Annotated in this window: 15 protein-coding genes; 4 read left to right on the forward strand and 11 right to left on the reverse strand. The window is 69.4% G+C overall.

What is annotated here, in order from left to right:
- The coding region (locus BM436_RS27005) for a transposase (RefSeq protein WP_177307536.1) at positions 1-153 on the forward strand (153 nt) is incomplete at its 5' end.
- 204 nt (positions 154-357) lie between these two features.
- Here BM436_RS27005 and pelA read toward each other — a convergent pair.
- The 6 genes from pelA to BM436_RS27035 all read right to left on the reverse strand — a co-directional run bounded on the left by pelA (position 358) and on the right by BM436_RS27035 (position 10,909).
- The gene (pelA, locus tag BM436_RS27010; protein WP_229490771.1) at positions 358-1,677 is read right to left on the reverse strand and encodes a pectate lyase; all 1,320 of its coding nucleotides are present in this window, start codon (positions 1,675-1,677) and stop codon (positions 358-360) included.
- A 20-nt stretch (positions 1,678-1,697) separates the two neighbouring features.
- Positions 1,698-3,305, reverse strand: a complete 1,608-nt coding sequence (locus BM436_RS27015) for a DUF5060 domain-containing protein (RefSeq protein ID WP_229490773.1) — start codon at positions 3,303-3,305, stop codon at positions 1,698-1,700.
- A gap of 11 nt (positions 3,306-3,316) precedes the next feature.
- Positions 3,317-5,578: a hypothetical protein gene (locus tag BM436_RS27020; protein WP_093558637.1), complete on the reverse strand. Its 2,262-nt coding sequence runs from the start codon at positions 5,576-5,578 to the stop codon at positions 3,317-3,319.
- A 70-nt stretch (positions 5,579-5,648) separates the two neighbouring features.
- Complete coding sequence (locus BM436_RS27025; protein ID WP_093558638.1) at positions 5,649-8,561, reverse strand: TonB-dependent receptor domain-containing protein; 2,913 nt, start codon at positions 8,559-8,561, stop codon at positions 5,649-5,651.
- Between the two features lie 216 nt (positions 8,562-8,777).
- Entirely contained in the window at positions 8,778-10,238 is a 1,461-nt protein-coding gene (locus BM436_RS27030) for a Gfo/Idh/MocA family protein (RefSeq protein WP_093558639.1), read from the reverse strand.
- A gap of 212 nt (positions 10,239-10,450) precedes the next feature.
- Positions 10,451-10,909 (reverse strand): cache domain-containing protein, encoded by a 459-nt coding sequence (locus tag BM436_RS27035; protein WP_093558735.1) that lies wholly within the window; start codon positions 10,907-10,909, stop codon positions 10,451-10,453.
- Positions 10,910-11,137: 228 nt separating this feature from the next.
- Here BM436_RS27035 and BM436_RS27040 point away from each other — a divergent pair, with 228 nt between their 5' ends.
- Genes BM436_RS27040 through BM436_RS27050 form a run of 3 tightly spaced genes read left to right on the forward strand, consistent with a single transcriptional unit; the run spans position 11,138 to position 13,438 of the window.
- Entirely contained in the window at positions 11,138-11,431 is a 294-nt protein-coding gene (locus BM436_RS27040) for an iron uptake protein (RefSeq protein WP_093558640.1), read from the forward strand.
- Positions 11,432-11,454: 23 nt separating this feature from the next.
- Entirely contained in the window at positions 11,455-13,128 is a 1,674-nt protein-coding gene (locus BM436_RS27045) for a PepSY-associated TM helix domain-containing protein (protein ID WP_093558641.1), read from the forward strand.
- Positions 13,121-13,438 carry a DUF3325 family protein gene (locus tag BM436_RS27050; RefSeq protein WP_093558642.1) on the forward strand — a complete coding sequence of 106 codons (318 nt, stop codon included), beginning with the start codon at positions 13,121-13,123 and terminating at the stop codon, positions 13,436-13,438. The genes BM436_RS27045 and BM436_RS27050 overlap by 8 nt, the downstream gene beginning before the upstream one ends.
- On the opposite strand, the gene BM436_RS27055 is transcribed toward BM436_RS27050, so the two are convergent.
- The 5 genes from BM436_RS27055 to BM436_RS27075 all read right to left on the reverse strand — a co-directional run bounded on the left by BM436_RS27055 (position 13,435) and on the right by BM436_RS27075 (position 20,883).
- Positions 13,435-15,087: a methyl-accepting chemotaxis protein gene (locus BM436_RS27055; RefSeq protein WP_093558643.1), complete on the reverse strand. Its 1,653-nt coding sequence runs from the start codon at positions 15,085-15,087 to the stop codon at positions 13,435-13,437. The two genes, BM436_RS27050 and BM436_RS27055, sit on opposite strands and share 4 nt — an antisense overlap.
- Positions 15,088-15,099: 12 nt before the next feature.
- Entirely contained in the window at positions 15,100-15,291 is a 192-nt protein-coding gene (locus tag BM436_RS27060) for a hypothetical protein (protein WP_093558644.1), read from the reverse strand.
- An 87-nt stretch (positions 15,292-15,378) separates the two neighbouring features.
- Positions 15,379-16,734, reverse strand: a complete 1,356-nt coding sequence (locus tag BM436_RS27065) for a TolC family outer membrane protein (RefSeq protein WP_093558645.1) — start codon at positions 16,732-16,734, stop codon at positions 15,379-15,381.
- 10 nt (positions 16,735-16,744) lie between these two features.
- A complete protein-coding gene (locus tag BM436_RS27070; RefSeq protein ID WP_093558646.1) occupies positions 16,745-19,798 on the reverse strand; it encodes an efflux RND transporter permease subunit in 3,054 nt (1,017 codons plus the stop codon).
- Positions 19,795-20,883: an efflux RND transporter periplasmic adaptor subunit gene (locus BM436_RS27075; RefSeq protein ID WP_093558647.1), complete on the reverse strand. Its 1,089-nt coding sequence runs from the start codon at positions 20,881-20,883 to the stop codon at positions 19,795-19,797. The genes BM436_RS27070 and BM436_RS27075 overlap by 4 nt, the downstream gene beginning before the upstream one ends.
- Between the last annotated feature and the right edge of the window lie 170 nt (positions 20,884-21,053).

The raw sequence follows: 21,053 nt of genomic DNA on the forward strand, positions 1-21,053 counted from the left end.
CTGGCCCGAGCCTGCACCGCGACGATCCGCGTCAAGCTGCTCAAAATCGGCGCGGCCATCGTGCGCAACACCCGCCGCGTGCGCGTGCTGCTTGCCTCGCAGCATCCCCTCAAGCACGTCTTCATCAGCGCCGCTCGCGCAATGGCCCCATAGCGCATGACAAGTGCTGTCCCCGGCACGCTATAAACAATGGGGGTAGGGGAAATTGCGTCTTGCGCTGCCATTTCCCCCTCAATCTCGTCGAAAACAGCCGACCTGGGCACCCTCGCCACCTCTGCACCGAATCTCGCCAGGGCAGAGACTCACTGATGAAATATCCGGGCTAGGCCGCTTTCCCGCGCCCGGGGGCCGCGCCCGCTAGCGCGCGGCCGGCGGCGGATGGCCGCGGGACCAGCGCGCGTAGCTGTCCAGCGTCTTGGCGGGGCCGTCGCCATACCAGCCGTAGCCGCCGCGGCGCTCGGCGCCGAGCTCGTTGACGTCGTCGTGGATGCTGCGGTCGCGGTCGCCGAAGACGGGCTTCATTGTCGCGATATCGTAGAAGCGCGACCACAAGGGGCCGGCGCCGGGCTTGGCCACCAGCTTGCGCCCCTCGGCGGCGGCCGACGCGGAAACGGCCGCGGAAACCGGTTCGGACCAGGCGACATCGGCCACCGCGACGCGCTTGAGCCAGGCGGCGCCGGCGTGGACGGCGGCCTCGATGGCCGCGTCCTGGCCGGGCGGGCGCATCAGCAGGTTGAGCAGCTGCGCGCTCTCGGCGCTGGCCAGCGACGGCGGCTCGAAATTGCGCGCGCCCACCGGCGCCAGCGTGAGCGCGTCGTGCTGCTGGCACCAGCCGGTGCGCGCGCCGCCCACCACCTGCTGGGTGGCCAGGATCAGCCGCAGCGCCTTGCCGGCCGCCTCGCGCGCCTCGCCCGCGACGGGCGCCGGCACGAAGGCGTAGTCGCCCTTCCCCGCCGCGATCTCGCCCAGCAGCGCCGTCACCGCCGCCATGGCGTTGTCGTTGAAGGTGATGGCGTCGTGGTAGCCGCCCTGCAGCGGATAGACCTGCGGGTAGCCGCCGTTCGGATACTGCGCCTCCAGCAGGTAGCGCGCGCCCTTGATGAACGCGTCGCGGTAGGCGTGCCCCGCCGCGCCGGCCGCCTGCGCCTGCGCGCGGGCCAGGAAGCGCAACTCGGCGATGGTCGCGCCGTTGTCTATCGTCCCCACGAAGCTCCACACCTCCTTGCGGGGGCCGGCCGCGCCGGGCACCGTGTCGATGGCGATGTAATGCTGGCCGCGCTGGCGCGCCGGGCCTGTGCGGTCCGTGTTCTTGCCCCAGCCGCCGGCCGGGGTCTGGAAGCTCACGATGTTGTCGGCGACGCGGCGCGCCTCGGGCGAGCCATACCACGCGGCGGGACGGCCCAGCGGCATGCCGCCGTCGCCGCTTGCGGCGTGCGGCGGCGCGGCGGGCACGGCGCCGTCCGCGCGCTCGGCCGCCAGCGAGGCCTGGTCCGCCGCCATCCGCGCCCGCGAGCGCGCCAGGTAGGCCAGCCACGCCTCGCGCTCCGGCGCCGCCAGGCCGGCCACGCGCGCCTCGGTGAGCGGCTCGGCCGGCGTCATGTGGCCGACGATGTCCGCGCGCGCGGCCCGCGGCGCGGCGCAGGCGACGAGGCACAAGGCCGCGACAAGGATGCGCATGGTGGTTTCCCGGGCCATGTTCACGGCACGCGCACGATGCGCAGCGCCATGTACGGCCGTCCCGGCAATGCGATGGCGCGGCCGTTCTTGTCGGCGTAGGTGTAGTTGTCGCGCTTGACGATTTCAAACACGCCATCCACCGGCGTCACCGCCATGTTCCAGGTGTCGATCACTTCCGCCCTGAACCGCATGCCGTCCGCCAGGCCGGTCTTGAACAGCACGAAGGGCCAGCTCGCGGGCGTGCCGAGGCCGAAGTAGCCCAGGTAGTACTGGGCGTGCTTGCCCGCGAACGGGTGGTTCTGCCACTTGTCGATGGGCTCCAGTCCCTCGGCCGGGCTCTCGGCCAGTATCTTGCGGAAGAACGCCAGCCGCGGCGGGCTTTGCCCCTTGAGGCCGCCGCCCTTGGCCAGCCACATCATGCCCCGCGGGTCCTCGTAGCTTTCGCTGTGGCCCACATAGGTGCCCGCGATGGCGCCCATCCAGAAGCGCAGCACCATGGCCTGCGGCGTGAGCTGGCCCCAGCGCCTGGAGAAGTCGCCCTCGTATTTCACCTCGTCGTACACCACGGGCTTGTTGTACACGTCCCTGAACAGCACGGCGCGCTCGAAGTCCTCCGCGATGGCGCCGCTCTGCACGCTCACGTGCGTGACCCAGGGCTTGGTGTGGTTGTACAGCACGAAGGCGTTGTGGATGGAGCGCAGGTGCTGGTAGGGATCGCTCGCCTGCACGATCTCGAAATAGCGGTCCCACTCCGGCATGGTCTTTTCCTTCAGGAAGTCGAACTCGTTGGCCATGGACCACCACACGTTGCGGTAGGCGCCCAGCCGCGCCACCACGTAGCGCAGATAGCGCTCGTTCACGTCGGCCGGCAGGCGGTCGAAGCCCCAGTAGCCCTTGTCGTAGGGATGGAACAGGATCAGGTCCGCCTCGATGCCGAGCGCGCGCAGCTGCGACACGCGTTGCTCGAGATTGCGGAAGAAGGCGGGATTGAAGCGCGCCAGGTCCCAGGCCTTGGGCGGCCGGCCGGCGAAGGGGAAGCGCGGCGGCTCGTTCTTGTCGTCATGGTTGGGAAAGACCGCCATGCGCAGCTTGTTGAACGGCGCGCCGGCCAGCGTTTGCAGCGTTTGCCGCTGCAGTTCCTCGGTCTGGTGGATCCACGCGTAGCTGGTGGTGCCCACTTGCCAGAACGGCGTGCCGTCCTCGTAGGCGAAATGGTGGGTTCCCTTGACGCGCACCGGGCCATGGTTGCCGGCGGACGGCGCCACGGCCGTGAGCCTGCCCTTGCGGCCATCGAGCTCCGCGCGGTTGCTGTGCGTCTCGTACTCCCACTCGCCCGCCTCGGGCGGCATGAAGCGCACGCGGTACTGGCCATCGCCGTCGTAAAAGCCCGCCACGCGCAGCGTGCGCGCGCCCTGGCGGAACGTGGCGGAGAGGTCCACCTCCAGGAAGGGATTGCCGCCGGACGGTCCCGTCAGCGCGATCTCCGCGCTGCCCCAGCGCTCGACCGGGCCGTTCGCGGCCGCCAGGCCGTATCGATCCACTTGCGGCCCGCCCTGCGCCCGCGCCGCGGACATCGGCGCGCACAGCGCGTAGCCGCACGCCAGCGCCAGCAAAAACAGTCTTCTCATTCAATATCTCCTTACGGCAAACGCTGGAAGCCCTCGGCGCGCACGGTCCAGCGGCCGTCGGCCGGGAAGCCGGGCGCGGGACGCGCGGGCGCGCCTTCCCAGCCGCCCGCCATCATGGCCACGGCGGCCAGCAGCGCGCCGTTGCCCGGCAGGTAGACGGGCAGGCCCTTGTTGGGGTTGTGGCCGGCCCTGGTGTAGCCATTGTTGGGGCCATCGGACTTGAGCAGCACGGCCACCGCCTGCTCGGTGGCGCCCAGCCGGGCCGCCGTCATCGCGATCATCGGATAGTCCCAGCCCCAGATCTTGGTTTGCCAATCCCAGTGGAGCAGCACGGCGTCCAGCGTGCGGCGCATGGTGTCGCGGTCCACACCGTCGCCCGGCAACTGGCCCAGCGCCATCAGGAAGGATGGGTGGTCGTGGCGGCTGTTCACGTTGTCCCAGGTGTCGGGATGCGATTCGACGGCGACATACTTGCCGTCCTTTTGCGGCAGCGCCGACAGGCGCGTGCGCTTGCGTTCCCAGTCCGCGTCGCGCGGCAGGCCGGCGCGCTCGCGCCATTGCTGCGCCTTTTCCAGGCCCCAGGCCCAGTAGCTCAGCTCATAGGCCGGATTCATGCTGGTGGACTGGTCGTAGATCTCCTGGGCGATCCACAGCGGCGGGCCAAGGACGTAGCGCTGGCCGTCCGCGTCCCAGTGCAGCATGGAGGCCATGGCCTGCGCGGTTTCCGACACCAGTTCGCCGTAGCGCGCCAGCGTGGCCGGCGTGGGATCGGCGCGGTACATCAGTTCCGCGAGGTGGATGGCGTGCGGCTGGTTCCACGCGATCAGCGGATTGCCGCCGGGGCTTTCGCGGCCTTCAGGGCCGGTCATCTTCATCCAGCGCGCGCCCTTCAGGCCACGCTCGGCGGCCACGGCCCGCGCCGAGGGCAAGGCGCGCTGATACCACGACAGCGTGCGCGCCGTGTAGGCGGGACGTCCCCACAGCGCGAAGTGGGCGGTGTGCCACCACACCATCTCGGTGTGGTGCTTGCCGTACCAGGTGGATGTCGTCAGGCCGCTTTCCTGGGCGGGCAGCTCGTCGCCCAGCTGGATGGCGGCCAGATATTGGGACAGCACCACCCGGCGCTCCAGTTCATGCGCGCGCCGGTCCGCGCTGCCGCTGAAATCGACGGCGGCGCCGGACCGCCAGTAGCTCCGCCAATGGGCGGCGCTGCGATCGAACACGGCGGCGGCATCGGCGGCAGGCGCGGACGCGGCGGGTGCGGGTGCGGCGGCGGCGGGTGCAACTGGCTGGGCGTGGGCGGCAGAGGCAGTGGGCTGGGCGGAGGATGGCGCGGCGCCAGCCCAGGTTGGCACGAGACCGCGCGGGGCGAAGGACACCGTCAGCTCCAGCGTGTCGCCTGCCGCGGGCGAGACGTCGAAGGCGTGCGGGCCGCTGCGCCGGATGGTCATGGGCGCGGAGGCGGCCACCGTCATCGCGTAGCGGGAGGCGTCACGGCTATGCTCCACGGCCAGCTTGCGGCCGGTCTGTTCCAGCACCGTGGTCCGGTGCGCCTCGGGACGCGACCAGTCCAGCGGCGGATTGTGCTTGACGGCCAGGTCGTAGCCCAGCGGCAGCGCGATGCGCACCGCCAAACGCCCGCCGCTGAACAGCGGGGTCTGGATGCGCAGCGCCAGCGTGTCGCTGTCCGGGCTCACGGCGCCGCGCACTGTCACTGGCTGTCCCAGCAAGGCCACGCCGCTGTGCAACTGGCCCCGCCACATGTCCAGCCGTTGATCCACCGAGGCGACGTCGGCCGCCGTCAGTTCGCGCGCGCCCTCGCCCGCCATGACGAAGCCGATTCGCGGCAGCGGCTGGGTGTGGGGATTCTCGCGCAGCCATTGCCCGGCCGGCGTGTTCTGGTTGGTGGGATAGCCCAGCGTGCGGCCGTGCGCGGTGTAGTCGCGGTTGGCGTCGGCCAGCTTGTAGCCCTTGGGATTGGCGTTCTCGTGCCAGGACCAGCGCGCCTGCGTTTCCAGCGGCGTGCCGGTGGCGCGGTAATGGTCGGGCAAGGTTTGCAGGCCGGTGACGTCGGCGGTGAAGGCGAAGCGGCCATTGCCCACGCTGAGCGGCGCCATCGTGTCGATGGCCCGCAAACGGGGCTGGTGGCGGGCGACGAGGGCCTCGCGGTCGATCCGCCCGGCCTGGGAATCGGGAGTGGCGGCGTGGACGGCGGCCGCCTGGGTGAACAACACGGGTGATACAAGCAGCACGGCAAGACAAGGCGGGGTCATGGCGGTACGGCCTCCTGTTCAGAAAAACAGGCGCGGCCCCTCGTGGGGGCCGCGTCTTTCACACAACGACTTAGAACTTGTATTCCACCGACAGACGGTACACGCGGCCCATCATGTCGGCCATGCTGGTCACGTAACCGCCGCTGTAGATGCTGTTGGAGGTCAGTGGCGGCCATTCCTCGGTGAGGTTGTTCACGCCCAGGCTGATGGTGGTGTTCTTCAAGCCCTTGTAACGCACGTTCAGGTTGTACTGGCTGTAGGCATCCACCTTGGTCAGCGTGGAACCGGCGCGCGGCGTCAGGTCGGTCAGGCCGGTCTGGTAGCGCTGCGACAGCGTGGCGCCCCAGTCCCCGGTGTTGTAGGTGACCGACGCCGTGTGCTTCCAGCGCGGGTTCATCTGCGGCATGCCCGCCAGGCCGGCGTTCGGACCGGCGCCTCCGTAGCGGCCATCATTGGTGATGATGCCGACGTTCTTCAGCCACGGGCCATCCTTCTCGCTCTGGAACTCGTACTTGTGGTACCAGGTGCCGTCGACCTTGGCGTCGAAGGTGCCGATGCTCGTGGTCGGGAAGCGGTAGCCCACCGACACGTCCGCGCCGCGGATGCGGGTCTGGCCGCGGTTGGCCTGGCTGGCCACGATGTGGTCGATCAGGCCGGCCGAGTCGCGGATGATGTATTCGGCGTACTTGGACGGGTTCTGCTGGATCTCGGCGATGGTCAGCGCGCCCAGCACGTTCTTCAGCTTCAGGCCCCAGTAGTCGACCGTGACCGCCAGGTTCTTGATCGGCTCGTAGGCGAAACCGTAGGAGAAGCCGCGCGATTTCTCGGGCTCGAGGAAATCGTTGTCGGGCGTCTTGGTCCAGTAGGCCATGGTCACGTTGCAAACCTGGTCGGCGGTGTAGCCGGCCTTCGGCACGCCGGTGCCGGCGACGGTGGGCTGCGCGCTCGGACACAGGACCGGGTCATCCATGACCTGGGTGCGCACTTCCGGCGTCGGGTTCTGGATGTCCATGATGGACGGCGCGCGGAAGCCGGTGGACAGGGAGCTGCGCAGCACCAGATCCTTCAGCGGCTCCCAGCGGGCGGCCAGCTTGGGATTGACGGTGGTCTGCTTCAAGTCCTTGTAATGGTCGGCGCGCACAGCCCCATTCAGCAGGAAGCTGGACTTGATGGGCGCGTCCACCTCCATCACCAGCGACGAGATGTCGCGGCGCAGTTTCTTCGCCACGCCCTGCGGAGTCTCGCCCACCAGGTCGGACTGCACCACGTTGCCGGCGGCGTCGATGTTGTAGCTGCCGTCGGCCTTCTTCATCACATAGTCCAGCGGCGCGTTGAAGGTGCGCGCCGAGTCGCGGCGCAGTTCGCCGGACACCGCCAGCGTCAGGTCGCCGCCGGGCAGCGCCATCAGGGCGCGCGAGAAGGTCGCGTCCACGCTCTGGTTGTAGGCCTTGTTCAGGCGGTAGGTGTAGTCGCGCGCCTCGATGCTGCGCAGGTATTCCGCGCCCGCCTCGTCCTGCAGGCCGAACGGGTTCAGGATGCCCTTGTCGAAGCCTTCCTGCGCCTTCGAATACAGGATGTAGCCGCCGCCCACGCGCGTATCGCGCTTGGACACGCCGTGGTTCACGCCCACGCGGTAATCCCAGCCCAGCACGTCGCCCTCGGCCGACAGCACGATGCGGTCGTTGGTCTGCTCGTCGTTGCGGTAGGCGGGTCCCAGTTCGGCCGGGCCCCACTGGAAGTAAATGGGACGGTTGTTCATGTTCAGGGTGCTGACCGCGCCCGGGGTCTTGGCCGCGTCGATGAACATGGCCGGCGTGTTGGAGCCGGTGTTGCTGCCCGCCACCTGCACCGCCGGCGTGATGCCCTTGCCGGGATAGAAGCGGCTGGCCGACGACAGCGTGTAGGTGGTGAAGGGCTGCGTGGTGCCCGGCACCTGCATGCCGCGGAACTTCTGCACCGTGAAATTGGCGTGCAGGACGTCCAGGTCGATCTTGTGGCCGCCGGACAGGTTCCAGCTGGCGCGGCCGGCCACGGTGGTGATCTCGCTGCCGTCCGTGACGGCGTTCCAGTACAGCGGATTGCGGAAGCAGCCCGGCGCGTAGACGGCCGGCGTGTTGGCGCTGCCGTTGCCCAGCGTGGGCAGCGCGTACGGCGCCGCGCAGCCGCTGGCGTAGGTCGGGTTGTAGTTCGAGTTGGCGGCGCGGGTGAAGCCGAAGTTGGCGATCGGGCTGGCGTTGCGGGCGTCCGGGGTCAGGCCCAGGCCCAGCGTGCGCAGCACGGCCGGATCGTGCTGCTCCGGACGGTCGATCTGGAACAGCGCCGATTTCTTCTGGTGGTCGACCGCGACGTAGGCGTTGAAACCGTCCTTGTTCAAGTCGCCGTAGCCGAAGATCGCGCCCAGGCTCTTGGTGTCGCCGCCGCCGCTCATTTCGGGAGTGGCGTATTCCGCCTTGATGGAAGCGCCCTTGTAACCGCGCTTGGTCCAGAAGTTCTGCACGCCGCCGATGGCGTCCGCGCCGTAGATCGAGGCGGCGCCGCCGTTCAGCGTCTCCACGCGGTCCAGCGCCATGCGCGGGATCACGTTGACGGACACGTACTGGTCCTGCAGCGGCTCGTTGGCCATGCGGCGGCCGTTCAGCAGCGTCAGGGTGCGCATCGGGCCCAGGCCGCGCAGGTTGGTCATGGGGCCGGCGGCGCCGGAGTTGGTGCCCAGCGACAGCGACTGCGGCTGCTCCAGCACCAGGTCCTTCAGTTCGGTGTGGCCGCGCGCCTGCAGCTCGGTGGCCTTGATGGTGGTCAGCGGAGTGGCGCCCTCGTCCGCCGCGCGGCGGATCAGCGAACCCGTCACGACGACGGCCTGCATCTGCGGTTCGGCCGCCGCGGCGGTCTGCGCGTGGGCCTGGCCGGCCATCTGCAATACCGCCAGGCTGACGGCGGATGCGAGGACGGCGCGCTGGAGTTGGGGTCTGCCTGCTTGTTTCATGGGGTCTCCTCTTCAGTTGTCGGATCGAATTGGCTCGATCAGTTTTTTATTTGGTATAGCCAGATATTAAATTGGCCAGACCACTTTAACAAGAGAAAAAACCCGCTTTACGACAAAAACTTGGTTTGCTTATGCGTTCTTCTCCTATGAGCCTCACGGGAGCCCCGCCGCGGCCGGGGACGTTGCGTTTTGTCCACATCCGGCCGCGGCGGAAAATCAGGACCGTTTCACCCGCACCGGCATCGGGAACGGCGCCGTGCGGTCCGGCATGGGCGCGCGGTCCGGCGGCGCCAGGCCGGTGACCAGGTCGGCGATGCGGATCGAGGCGCCGGTTTCGAAGCAGCGGTTGGCGGCCACGCCCACCAGGATGGAGTAGGCGCCGGCGCGCTCGTCGGAGACGCGCTTGTACTTGTCCGCCGGCGCGGCGCCGAAGATCTCGTCGAGCATGGCGTCGTCGCCGCCGCCGTGGCCGCCCGTGCCGGTCCAGGGCGTGATCTCGCGCGCGGCGCCGCGCAGTGGAATAACGCGCGTCGTCACCCCCTCGCTCTTGCTCTGCACCGCGGCCGCCCCGGCCACCCCGGCCGATTCCACGATGCTGTGCTCGATGCGCCCCCTGGTGCCGTTGAAGGCGATACGGTAGCCCTCCCATGCGTTGTAGGCCTGCAGCGCGTAGTTGAGCTGCACACCATTGTCGTAGCGGACCATCACGTTCATCGTGTCCTCGATGTTGATCTCCGGGCGCCAGACGCACTGGTCGCGGAAGTAGCCGTCGTGCTTTTCGTTGTCCAGATAGAGCTCCTTCAGGCCCTGGTCCGCCGCCAGGTCGAAGTAGAAGCTGCACTTGGCCTTCTCGGTGCAGGTCAGGCAGCGCTCGTGGGCGCCCTGCAAGCCCATGCGCTTGGCCGTGGCCGGCGTGTAGAACTGGCGCGAGCCGAAAGCGTGCACCAGTTCCGGCTGGGCGCCCAGCCACCAGTTCACCAGGTCGAAATGGTGGGTGGCCTTGTGGATCATCAGGCCGCCGGAATTGGCCTTGTCGCTGTGCCAGCGGCGGAAATAGTCGGCGCCGTGCATGGTGTTGAGCAGCCAGGTGAAATCGACCGACAGCACGTCGCCGATCTCGCCGCTCATCAGCAGATCCTTGACCTGGGTGCGCGGTGGCGAATAGCGGTAGTTGAAGGTCACGCGGATATGGCGCCCGCTGCGCTTGACCGCGTCCAGGATGCGCTGGGCCTTGGCGGCGGTGGTGGTCATCGGCTTTTCGGTGATGACGTCGCAGCCCGCGTCGAGCGCACGCACGATGTAGTCGTCGTGGCTGGCGTCGGTGGTGGTGACGATGACGAATTGCGGCTTGGTCTCGCGGATCATGCGCTCGAAGTCGTCCGGCGCGTAGGCGCGCGGCTGGCCGGCGCCGGTTTCCGCGATCTTCCGGACCGCCAGCGCGGCGCGGCCGGCGTTGCGGTCGCACACCGCGACGACCTCGTTGCGGTCCTTGTATTTGCCCGTGATGGCCCTGGTGAACATGCGCGCCCGCGAGCCCACGCCCACCACGGCGTAGCGTTTGCGGGTGCCGTCGCCGTCGGCGCCATATCCCGCGCCTGCCGCCAGCATCAAGCCGGCGGCGCCGGCCGCCTTCAACACGGTGCGCCGGTCGATCGGTCCGAGGCCTTGTTCGTTCATCTGGGTTTCCCTTCACTGTCGGTTGCTGGTCTGGCGGCATGGGCTTGCCATGCCACGGAGGTGTATTCATGACACTGCTGCGATGAATATGGTAGTGCCAGTCCAGCCCACCGGCAAGACCAATTTGAAAATTGGCTTGACCAGTCAATTTTTTGACCGTTGAATGCGCGACGGCCGCCTCGAGGGCGGCCGTCGCGTGATGACAGGGGTGGCTATTTCTTGTAGATGCCGCCGGCGATCAGCAAATCGTCAACCTTTTCAATGTAGACGGTTTTCGGCTCGATCGCCTTGGTCACCGGGTTGGGCCAGCGGAAGTCGACCCAACCGCTGCCCTTGGTCTTGGCCAGATTGGTCTGCTCCTTGACGAACTGCTTGCCGTCCGTGTCCTTGATTTCCAAAATGTTCTTGTTGATCATCTTGGCGTTGGCGCCGTGCGCCAGCACCACGCCGTCCAGCGAGACGGCCACGATGTACAGCTCGCCCTTGACGAACCGGCCGGCGGGATTGTTGAACTCAGTGAAAGCCTTTTCCCTGTCCTGCCTCACCAGCTGCACCGCCTCCTTCACCAGCGCGACCGCCTCCTCGGTGGTGGCCGCCCGGGCGATGCCGCCGCCGCCCGCCATCAGCGCCACGCCCAGCCACAGGGCGGATTTCGTTATCAGTCGCTTCATCTTGTCTCCCTTGGTTATGGTTATGACCGGCATGCCGTACCGGTGCTCTCATAGGTAGAAAGTACTACGGCTGAGCGGCCATTGATAGAGCCTGGGCGCAACACTTGAATAGAGCATGGGCGCAACAAGCTGGATTCAATCCCCCTTCGATCTTTCTTACAAGGAGGACGATTCTTGTCATATAATAATGCGAACCATTCTCATTCGTATTATTATTACCATGGCGCCGTGACAACGAAACCCTCTCCCCTCCACCTCATCTCCCGCGTGGCCGCCAGCCTGCTGGGCGGCTACGCCTTCGTCTGGGGCTGCGTCACGCTGGGCATCGTGCTGCTGCTGGCGGCCGGCATGCCCTACGGCGAGGCGCAAACGCTGGCCTATCTGCTCGCCTTCCTGGTCTTCCTGGCCTGCTTCTGCTGGGCCTACGCGGCGGCAAGCCTGGCGCGCGTGTGGCTGGTGCTGGCCGGCGGCGGCGCCGCGATGACCGGCGCCGCCTGGCTGCTCACGCGCCTGCCCGCCTGACGCCCACCCCAACGGAGTTATCCATGTTTTCATCCTTCCGCCTGTCGATGGCCTGGCTGCACACCTGGTTCGGCCTGGTGCTGGGCTTCGTGCTGATGATCGTTTTCTTCTTCGGCACCCTGTCCGTGTTCGACCGCGAGATCGACCGCTGGGCCATCCCGCAAACCCGCTTCGAGCCGCAGCCCATGCCCTCGTACGACGCCATGCTGGCGCCCATCTTCAAACAGATCGCCCCCGAGGAAGAGGAGCTGGAGGCGGCGCGCGCCCGCGTCGGCGGGCCGCTGCCGGCCGCGATGCCGCCGATGAACTGGGGCGCCTACACCACCCACCGCGACCCGGTGCTGTCGCTGTTCGCCGAGTTCGCGGTGAGCAACAACCCCAAGGACCCGGACGACCACGTGCACGGCCACGTGACCATCGACCCGCGCAACGGCCAGGTCCTGCCGCACGACCGGCTCAAGATCGGCAGCGAGTTCTTCTACCCGATGCACTACAGCCTGCACCTGCAATGGAAGAACCTGGGCTACTGGGTGGTCGGGCTGGCGGCGCTGGCGATGCTGGCGGCGCTGGTCAGCGGCGTGGTCATGCACCGCAAGATCTTCCGCGAGCTGTTCACCTTCCGGCCGGACAAGCAAACCCAGCGCAGCGTGCTGGACCTGCACAACCTGACCGGCGTGGTGGCCCTGCCCTTCCACTTCATCTTCGCGCTGAGCGGGCTGATCATCTTCGCCGGCATCTACCTGCCGGTGGGGGAAACCATGCTGAAGCCGAAGGCGCTGGAGCACGCCATGGCCGAGGCCAAGGCCAAGGGGCTGCCGTTCAAACCGGCCGGCGTGGCCGCGCCCCTGGCCTCGGTGGACGCGATGGTGGCCGAGGCCAAGCGCCGCTGGGCCGCGCGCGGCATGCCGGGCACGGTGGGCTTCCTGTCCGTGAACCACATCGGCGACGCCAACAGCTACGTCAGCATCTACCGCGCCGGCAGCGACCGCGTCGCGCTGGTCGGGCAGGCGGTGCACTTCGACGGCGCCAGCGGCCGCGTGATCGTCGAGGAGCCGCCGCCGACCGCCGTTGCCGGCGTCAACGAATTCCTCACCGGCCTCCACCTGCAACACTTCGAGCACTGGCTGCTGCGCTGGTTCTACGTGCTGGGCGGCCTGGCGGGCTGCGCCTGCATCGCCACCGGCTTCATCTTCTTCGTCGAGAAGCGCAAGCGCCAGCACGCCAGGCAAGGCATCGCCGGCGCGCGCTGGGTCGACGCGCTGGCGGTGACCACGGTGACCGGCATGCTGATCGCCGCCCTGGCGATGCTGGCCGCCAACCGCCTGCTGCCGGCCGACCTGCCGCATCGCGGCGACTGGGAAAGGAATGTGTTCTGGGGCGCGTGGCTGCTGGCCTTCCTGCACGCGTGGTGGCGCGGCGCGCCCGTGCTGGCGGCGCGCGTCGCCCCGGCGTGGCGCGAGCAATGCTGGACGGTGGCCGCGCTGGCGGTGGCGGCGGTGCTGCTGAACGCCGTCACTACCGGCGACCACCTGTTCAAGACCGCCGGGGCGTATTGGCCGGTGGCGGGGCTGGACCTGGCCCTGTTGGCCAGCGCCGCCCTGGCCGTGGCGGCGGCACGGCGCCTGCGCCGCGGCGAGCGGGCCGCCGCCGCCGCGGCAACGGCCACCTCGAACGCGCTGGGAGGCTCGCATGCCTGAGTCCCTGATGCTGTTCGCCGCGCTGGCGCTCATCCTGGCCGGCGCCGCCTGGCTGGCGCTGTCGCTGGAAAGCCACTGGCGTCAGGTGCGCGGCGACCGTGCCGCCACGCCCTCCACGGTGCGCCTGCTGCGGGTGCTGGGCGCGTTGGCGCTGGGCGCCGGCTTGCTGCTCTGCCTGCGCGTGGACCACACGTCGATGGCGGCGCTGGTGTGGGTGATGGCGCTGGCGGCCGCCGCGCTGGCGGTCGCGTTCACGCTATCCTGGCGGCCACGCCTGCTGGCGCCGCTGGTGGCGTGGATACGGCACTAGTGCGGTTTGAAAAACAGCGCCGGAATGGCGCCATGATTCCCTGAACCGCGCCTGCCTCCTCGAACGGCAGCCAGGCCGGCCGGCGCGCCCAGTTTGAACACGTCGATCGCCGCGCGCAGGCGCTCGGCCTGTTCGCGCAGGCTGTTGGCCGCCTCGGCGGACTGCTCCACCATCGCGGCGTTCTGCTGGGTATTCCTGTCCATGTCGGCGACCGCGTGGTTGATCTGGTCGATGCCGGCGCTCTGCTCCGCGCTGGCCCCGGCCATGTCGGCCATGATGCCCTCCACCTGGCGCACCGAGGCGACGATGCCGGCCATGGTCGCGCCGGCGTCGGCCACCTGGCGGTCGCCCTCCTCCAGCCGCCGCACCGTGTCGTCGATCAGCAGCTTGATTTCCTTGGCCGCGGCGGCGGAGCGCTGGGCCAGGGCGCGCACCTCGCCCGCCACCACGGCGAAGCCGCGGCCCTGCGGGCCGGCCTTGGCCGCCTCCACCGAGGCGTTGAGCGCCAGCAGGTTGGTCTGGAAGGCGATGCCGTCGATCAGGCCGACGATGTCCTCGATGCGCTTGCCGGCCTTGCTGATCTCGCCCATCGTCGCCCCCACCCGCGCCACGGCCTCGCCGCCGCGCACCGCCACCGCCGTGGCCTGTCCCACCAGCTGGCTGGCCACCTGGGCGTTGCCCGCGTTCTGGCGCACGGCCAACGCCAGCTGCTCCATGCTGGAGGCGGTTTCCTCCAGGTTGGACGCCTGTCCCTCGGTGCGCCCGGACAGGTCCACATTGCCGGCGGCGATGTCGCGCGTGGCGGCGGCCATGGTGTCCACGTTGCCGCGCACGTCGCCGAGCATGGCCACCAGGTTCATGTTCATCTGCTGCATGGCGCGCAGCATTTGCCCGACGTCGTCGCGGCGGTCGGTCGCGATCTCGCGGCTCAAATCGCCGCCCGCGATGGCGCGCGCGGCCTCGATCGCCTTTTGCATGGGGATGCCCACCGAGTGCCGCACCGTGAATTCCAGCAGCGCGATGACCAGCACGCCGAGCGCCCCGGCGCAGGCGAACAGCGCGCCCAGGGGCCCGTCGAGCAGCGCCAGGCCGGCCACGCCGATGGCGGCGAACAGCATGGCGATGGCCATCAGCGCCCCGGCGATGCGCCAGCGCAGCGAGGAGCCCAGTACCCGCGACGCCAGCCCCGCCAGGCCGGCGCGCACCACCTGCCCCTGGCGCAGGGAGAGCCGCTGCGGGTTGCCTTCGCGGATGCCGCGGTAGACGCGCTCGGCCTGTTCCACCTCGGCGCGCACCGGCTTGCGGCGCACCGACAGGTAGCCCGTCACGACACCGCCCTCCTGCAGCGGCGTGGCATTGGCCTCCACCCAGTAGTAGCCGCCGTCCTTGCGGCGGTTTTTCACCAGCCCGCTCCACGGCAGGCCGGCCCGCAACGTGCGCCACAGGTCGTCGAACACCTCGGCCGGCATGTCCGGATGGCGCACCAGATTGTGCGGCGCGCCTAGCAGCTCATGCTCGGCGAAGCCGCTCGCTTCGATGAAATACGGATTCACATAGGTGATCCGCCCCTTCAGGTCCGTCTTGGACACGATGTACTTGCCATCCGCCAGCGGATACTCGATGGCGGTGACGGGAAGATTTTGTCGCATGCTGTTCTTTCCTTATCTGCTAGCCCGGGTGACGGGCGGGTCGGCCTCGCCGGCGTTGGGCGGCGGCGGCGGGCGGCCGCCGTCGACGTCCAGCCGGTAGTAGTCGATGGCGGCCTGGAACGCCGCGCTCTGGCGCTCGCGCCGTCGCCGGGCTTCCGGCTCGGCGCAGTCGCGCTGCGCGGCCTGATCGATGATGGTTCTCATGTGGTGTTCCCTCCTGTCCCCGTCTCCGCCGTGGTGGGGAGGCGCCAGCCCCGGCGGCGGCGGGCTGGCGCCAACGACCGTCCCTTCTTAACGCGCGAGCCAGGGCCCGAGGCCGCGCAGGCTGTCCTCGTCCAGTTCGCCGGCCGCCAGCGCCAGGCGCAGGCGGCCCAGCAGGTAGTCGGCGCGGCCCTGCACCAGCTCCAGCTCGGCCGAGAACAGCCGCTGCTGGGCGTCCAGCACGTCCAGCGCCGTGCGCGTGCCGACGTCGCGGCCGCGGGTGGTAGCGTCCAGCGCGCTGCGCGCCGAGGCCAGCGCCTGCTCCTGGGCCGCCACGCGCGACACGCCCGTGGTCACGGCCAGGTAGCCTTCCTGCACCTGCAGGCGCGCGTCGCGCCGCGCCGCGTCGAGCTGCCGCTCGGCCTGGCCAAGGCGGGCCACCGCCTCGCGCTGGCGCGAGTCGAGCGCGCCGCCGGCGTACAGCGGCACGTTCAGCACCAGTCCGATGGAACCGGTGCGGTCGCCGTCCGGCGCCACCAGCGGCGACAGCCCGCCGCGCTGCTGCTTGGCGCCGTAGCTGGCCACCAGGTCCAGCGTGGGGCGGCCGGCCAGGCTGTGCCTGGGCAGCTCGGCGCTGGCGATGGCCTGCTCGGACTGGCGCGCCCGCACCAGCGCGCTGCCGCTGGCGCCGCGCGCCTGCCAGTCGGCCAGCGCGGCCGGTTCCGGCGGGCGCGGCGTGAAGCGGGCGGCCAGCGGCGCCAGCTGGTCCGGCGCCGTGCCCGTGGTCTCCTGGAACTGCGCGCGGCGCAGCTCCAGCGCCGACACCGCGGACAGCTCGCGGGTGACGACGGCGTCCAGCCGCGCCTGCGCCTCCTGCACGTCGGTCACGCGGTCCTGGCCCACGTCGAAGCGGGCCTGGGCGCGTTCGCGCTGGTGGCGCACGGCGGCCAGCTCGGCCCGCACCACGCGCAGGGTTTCCTCGGCCACCAGCACGCCGAAGTAGGCTTGCGCCACGCGCAGCGCCAGTTGCTGGCGCGCGGCCGTGAACTGGGTCTGCGCCAGCGCCGACTGCTCGCGCAGCTGGAGCCGGCCGGCGCTGGCGCCGCGGTCGTACAGCGGCTGCACCAGCTGCACGCTGGCCTGCCCGGTGGTGCCGGTGGCCGAGTCGGACATGGAAGGCAAACCCGCCGCCGCCGTGTCGCCGGTCTGGCGGTTGTGCAGGCGGGCCACGCCCAGCTGCAGGTTGACGCGCGGGCGCAGCAAGGCGTCGCCCTGCGCCGATTTCTCGCGGCCGGCCGCCAGGGCCTGCTCGTCGGCCAGGCTGGCCGGATCGTTGATCAGGGCCTGGCGGTAGGCTTCCGCCACGTCCATGGCGCTGGCCGCGCCGCCTTGCAGCGCGAGCAGCAGGCCCAGGGCCGCCGGCAGGGTTTTCAAAGTCATCTTCATTTCATTCTCCTCAGGCCGCCGCCGGGCGCTGGGCGCGGTAGCAGGCCGCGTACAGGGCTGGCAGGAAAAACAGGGTCAACAGGGTCGCCACGGCCAGGCCGCCCATGATGGCCCAGGCCATCGGGCCCCAGAACACCGAATGGGTCAGCGGCACCATGGCCAGGATGGCCGCCAGCGCGGTCAGCACGATGGGGCGCAGGCGGCGCACCGCCGATTCCACGATGGCGTCCCACAGCGGCCTGCCGTGCGCCACGTCCTCGTCGATCTGCACCACCAGGATCACCGAATTGCGGATGATCATGCCGGCCAGCGCGATCACGCCCAGCATGGCCACGAAGCCGAAGGGGATCTGGAACGCGGCCATCACCAGCGCCACGCCGATCAGGCCCAGCGGCGCGGTCAGCAGCACCAGCCCCATCTTCTTCATGTCCTGCAGCTGCAGCATCAACAGCAGCAGCACGACGACGACGGTGACCGGCATCACGGCGAACACCGAGGCCTGCGCCTTGGCGCTGGACTCCATCGCGCCGCCGGTCTCGATGCCGTAGCCGAGCGGCAGTTCCTTGTTCAGCGCCTCCAGCTTGGGCCGGATCGCGTTGGTGACGTCCGGCGCCTGGGCGCCGGCGATGTCGGCGCGCACCGTCAGGGTCGGGATGCGGTTGCGGCGCCACATTTCACTTTCCTCGCTGTCCAGCGTCAGGCGCGCCACCTGCGACACCGGCACGAACTTGCCCTCGCGCAGATAGATCTTGGCGTCCTTCAGGTTGTTCAGGTCCGTGCGCTCGGCGGCCACCAGGCGCGCCATCACGGCGATGGACTGGTCGCCCTCGCGGTACTGGGTGACCGGCGTGCCGGACAGCGACGCCTGCAGCGCCGCCTTGATCTGCACCGAGCTCACGCCCAGCGCGCGCGCCTTGTCCTGGTCCACGTCCACCCGCACGCGTTTCACGCGCTCGGCCCAGTCCTCGTTGACGGCCCGCACGTGCGGTTCGGCGCGCACGATGGCGCCCACCTTGGCGGCGATCTCGCGCACCTTGGCCGGCTCGTTGCCGTACACGCGGAACTGCACCGGGTAGCCGACCGGCGGCCCGTTTTCCAGGCGGTTGACGCGGCCGCGCACATTGGCGAAACGCTCGTCGAGCAGCTTGCGCAGCTTGGCCACCACGCGCTCGCGCGCCTCGCCGCCCTTGGTCATCACCATCATCTCGCCCAGGTTCAGGTTGGGCGTCTGCACGTCCAGCGGCAGGTAGAAGCGCGGCGCGCCCTCGCCGACGAAGCTGGTGACGGCCTCGATGTCCGGGTCGGCCTTCAACAGGCGTTCCAGTTCGCGCACTTCGCGCTCGCTGGCCTCGAAGGTGGACGCCTTGGGCATCCACAGGTCCACCATCAGTTCGGGACGGTCGGAGGACGGGAAGAACTGTTGCGGCACCGCCTTGAACAGCAGCAGCGAGCCGACGAAGGCGGCCAGCGTGGCGGCGATCACCCAGCCGCGGCGGCGCAGGCAGAAGTCCACCACCTTGCGGAACTTGAGGTAGAAGCCGCGCTGGTAGACCGCGTCCTCGTCGTGGTGGGCGTGCGGCTCCTCCTTGAGCAGCTTGAAGCCGATGTAGGGCGTGAACAGCACCGCCACCACCCACGACAGGATCAGCGCGATGCCGACCACCTGGAACAGCGAATACACGTACTCGCCGGTGCCGGACTTGGCGAAACCCACCGGCAGGAAGCCGGCCGCCGTGATCAGGGTGCCGGTCAGCATGGGGAAGGCGGTGGCCGTGTAGGCGTGGGTGGCCGCGCGCGCCTTGTCCCAGCCCTGCTCCAGCTTCAGGGCCATCATTTCCACCGCGATGATGGCGTCGTCCACCAGCAGGCCCAGCGCGATGATCAGCGCGCCCAGCGAAATGCGCTGCAGGTCGATACCCAATATCCACATGGCGAGGAAGGTCATGCCCAGCACCAGCGGGATGGACAGCGCCACCACCAGGCCGCTGCGCACGCCCAGCGAGAAGAAGCTCACCGCCAGCACGATCGCCACCGCCTCGGCCAGGCTCTTCTTGAATTCATGCACCGAGTGTTCGACCACGCGCGGCTGGTCGCTGACGGCGTGCATCTGCACGCCGACCGGCAGGCTGGCCTGGATGCGCTTGACGGTTTCGTCGAGCTGCCGGCCCAGGCGGATCACGTCGCCGCCCTTGCGCATGCTGACCGCCAGGCCCAGCGCCGGCTGGCCGTTGTGGCGCATGCGCGCCACCGCCGGATCGGCGAAGCCGCGCCGCACCTCGGCGATGTCGCCCAGGCGGAAGGTGCGCTGCCCGGCGCGGATGCCGATGGCGCGGATGCCCTCCACCGAGTCGAACTCGCCGCTGACGGTCAGGCGCACCTGCTCGCCGGCCGTCTGCACGTCGCCGGCGGCGGCCACCGCGTTGGCCTGCGCCAGCGTGGTGGCGATCAGCGCCGGGTCCACGCCCAGCGAGGCCAGCTTGGCGGTCGACATCTCGACGAAGATCTTCTCCTCCTGCTTGCCGACCAGCTCCACCTTGTTGACGTCGCCCACGCGCAGGAACTCGTTGCGCGCGGCGTCGGCCATCTTGCGCAGGTCGGCGTAGTCGAAGCCGTCGCCGGTGAGGGCGTACATATTGCCGAAGGTGTCGCCGAATTCGTCGTTGAAGAACGGCCCCTGCACGCCCTGCGGCAGCGTGTGGTTGATGTCGGCCAGCTTTTTGCGCACCTGGTACCACACGTCCGGCACCTCGGACGGCGGCACGCCCTCGCGCAGGTTGATCTTGATCTGGGTCTCGCCCGGCTTGACGTAGGTCGACATGTAGTCGATCGCCGCCACGCCCTGCAGCTTGCGCTCGACCGGGTCGGTCACCTGGTCGGCCATCTGCTGGGCCGAGCCGCCGGGCCAGTTCAGCTGCACCACCATGGTCTTGATGGTGAAGTCCGGGTCCTCCTTCTGTCCCAGGCTGCCGTACGCCAGGATGCCGGTCACCGTCAGCAGCAACAGCAGGAAGGCGATCATCTGCTGGTGCTTGAGCGCCCATTCGGACAGGTTGACGCCCTTCATTTCGCGCCTCCGGCCAGCAGCACGCGCTGATTCGGTTGCAGCATGTGCACGCCGGCCGTCACCACGGTCTCGCCGCCGGCCAGGCCGGCCGTCACCAGCACGCTGTCGTTCTGGGCGCTGCCCAGCTGGACCTCGCGCGCGGCCACGCGCTGCGACTTGGCGTCCACCAGCCACACCTTGCGCCGGCCGTCGGCGTCGACGATGGCCGTCAGCGGCAGGCGGATGGCGCGCTGGCCGTCCACGTCCGGCGCCGTCACGGAGGCCGTCATGCCCAGGCGCAGCAACTCCGGATCGGGACGGACGATGGCCACGCGCGCCGAATAGGTGCGGGTCACGCTGTCGGTGTCCGGCGCCAGCTCGCGCAGCAAGCCGGTCCAGCTCTTGCCCTGGTGGGCCCACACCGCCACCTGCAGCTCGCGCGCCTTGCGCAGCTCGTCGACGCGCGACTCGGGAATGCTGACGAGGACCTCGCGTTCGCCGTCGCCGGCCACCACGGCCACCGTCTGGCCGGCGGCCACCACCTGGCCCGCCTCGGCGTGCAGGGCGCTGACCACGCCGTCGCGGTCGGCCACCAGGGTGGTGTAGCCGCGCTGGTTGGCGTTCAACTGGTGGCGCGCCAGCGCCGCGCGCAATTGCGCCTCGGCCTGCTGCAGCGCCAGGCGCTGGTGGTCCGCCTCCGCCTGCGAGGCGAACTGGCGCGCCAGCAGGGTTTCGGCGCGCTGCACGTCCACCCTGGCCTGGGCCACGCGGCCGCGGGCGGCGTCCACCTCGGCGCCGGCGGCGGCCAGCTGCAGGCTTTCCTGCGCGGGGTCGAGCTGCATCAGCGGCTGGCCGCGCTTGACATGGCTGCCCACCTCCACCATGCGCGCCACGATCTTGCCGCCGGCGCGGAAGCCCAACTGGCTTTCATAGCGGGCGCGGATCTCGCCCGAGTAGGTGGCGCCCACCGTGCCATTGCTCTCGCCCGCCACGACGGTGCGCACCGGGCGCACCTCCTCGTGCTTCGCAACCGTTTCCTTGGCGCAGCCGGCCAGCAGGCCGGCCGCCGCGACGGCCAGGGCCGCCAGTTTGAAATTTTTGTTCACTTGAAGTCCTCCGATGTCAGGTGAAGCGGAATATACACCATACCGAGTAATTTGTCATTATGACGTTTAATTCAAATTGACAATGGATGCATTTTGATAGGAAACGCGGAGCGGCCGGCGCCGCGCGGGGTGCGCGGGCCGGCAATGAAGATCGGTACGGGAGGGGAAAA

Origin of the sequence: Pseudoduganella namucuonensis (genome assembly GCF_900116645.1) — a bacterium.
GTDB classification, from domain to species: Bacteria; Pseudomonadota; Gammaproteobacteria; order Burkholderiales; family Burkholderiaceae_D; genus Rugamonas; species Rugamonas namucuonensis.

What these genes read in the sequence shown, in the direction of transcription:
- pelA (WP_229490771.1), bottom strand. Translation starts at nt 1,677, where the DNA reads ATGCGCATCCTTGTCGCGGCCTTGTGCCTCGTCGCCTGCGCCGCGCCG.
- BM436_RS27015 (WP_229490773.1), bottom strand. Translation starts at nt 3,305, where the DNA reads ATGAGAAGACTGTTTTTGCTGGCGCTGGCGTGCGGCTACGCGCTGTGC.
- BM436_RS27020 (WP_093558637.1), bottom strand. Translation starts at nt 5,578, where the DNA reads ATGACCCCGCCTTGTCTTGCCGTGCTGCTTGTATCACCCGTGTTGTTC.
- BM436_RS27025 (WP_093558638.1), bottom strand. Translation starts at nt 8,561, where the DNA reads ATGAAACAAGCAGGCAGACCCCAACTCCAGCGCGCCGTCCTCGCATCC.
- BM436_RS27030 (WP_093558639.1), bottom strand. Translation starts at nt 10,238, where the DNA reads ATGAACGAACAAGGCCTCGGACCGATCGACCGGCGCACCGTGTTGAAG.
- BM436_RS27035 (WP_093558735.1), bottom strand. Translation starts at nt 10,909, where the DNA reads ATGAAGCGACTGATAACGAAATCCGCCCTGTGGCTGGGCGTGGCGCTG.
- BM436_RS27045 (WP_093558641.1), top strand. Translation starts at nt 11,455, where the DNA reads ATGTTTTCATCCTTCCGCCTGTCGATGGCCTGGCTGCACACCTGGTTC.
- BM436_RS27050 (WP_093558642.1), top strand. Translation starts at nt 13,121, where the DNA reads ATGCCTGAGTCCCTGATGCTGTTCGCCGCGCTGGCGCTCATCCTGGCC.
- BM436_RS27055 (WP_093558643.1), bottom strand. Translation starts at nt 15,087, where the DNA reads ATGCGACAAAATCTTCCCGTCACCGCCATCGAGTATCCGCTGGCGGAT.
- BM436_RS27060 (WP_093558644.1), bottom strand. Translation starts at nt 15,291, where the DNA reads ATGAGAACCATCATCGATCAGGCCGCGCAGCGCGACTGCGCCGAGCCG.
- BM436_RS27065 (WP_093558645.1), bottom strand. Translation starts at nt 16,734, where the DNA reads ATGAAGATGACTTTGAAAACCCTGCCGGCGGCCCTGGGCCTGCTGCTC.
- BM436_RS27070 (WP_093558646.1), bottom strand. Translation starts at nt 19,798, where the DNA reads ATGAAGGGCGTCAACCTGTCCGAATGGGCGCTCAAGCACCAGCAGATG.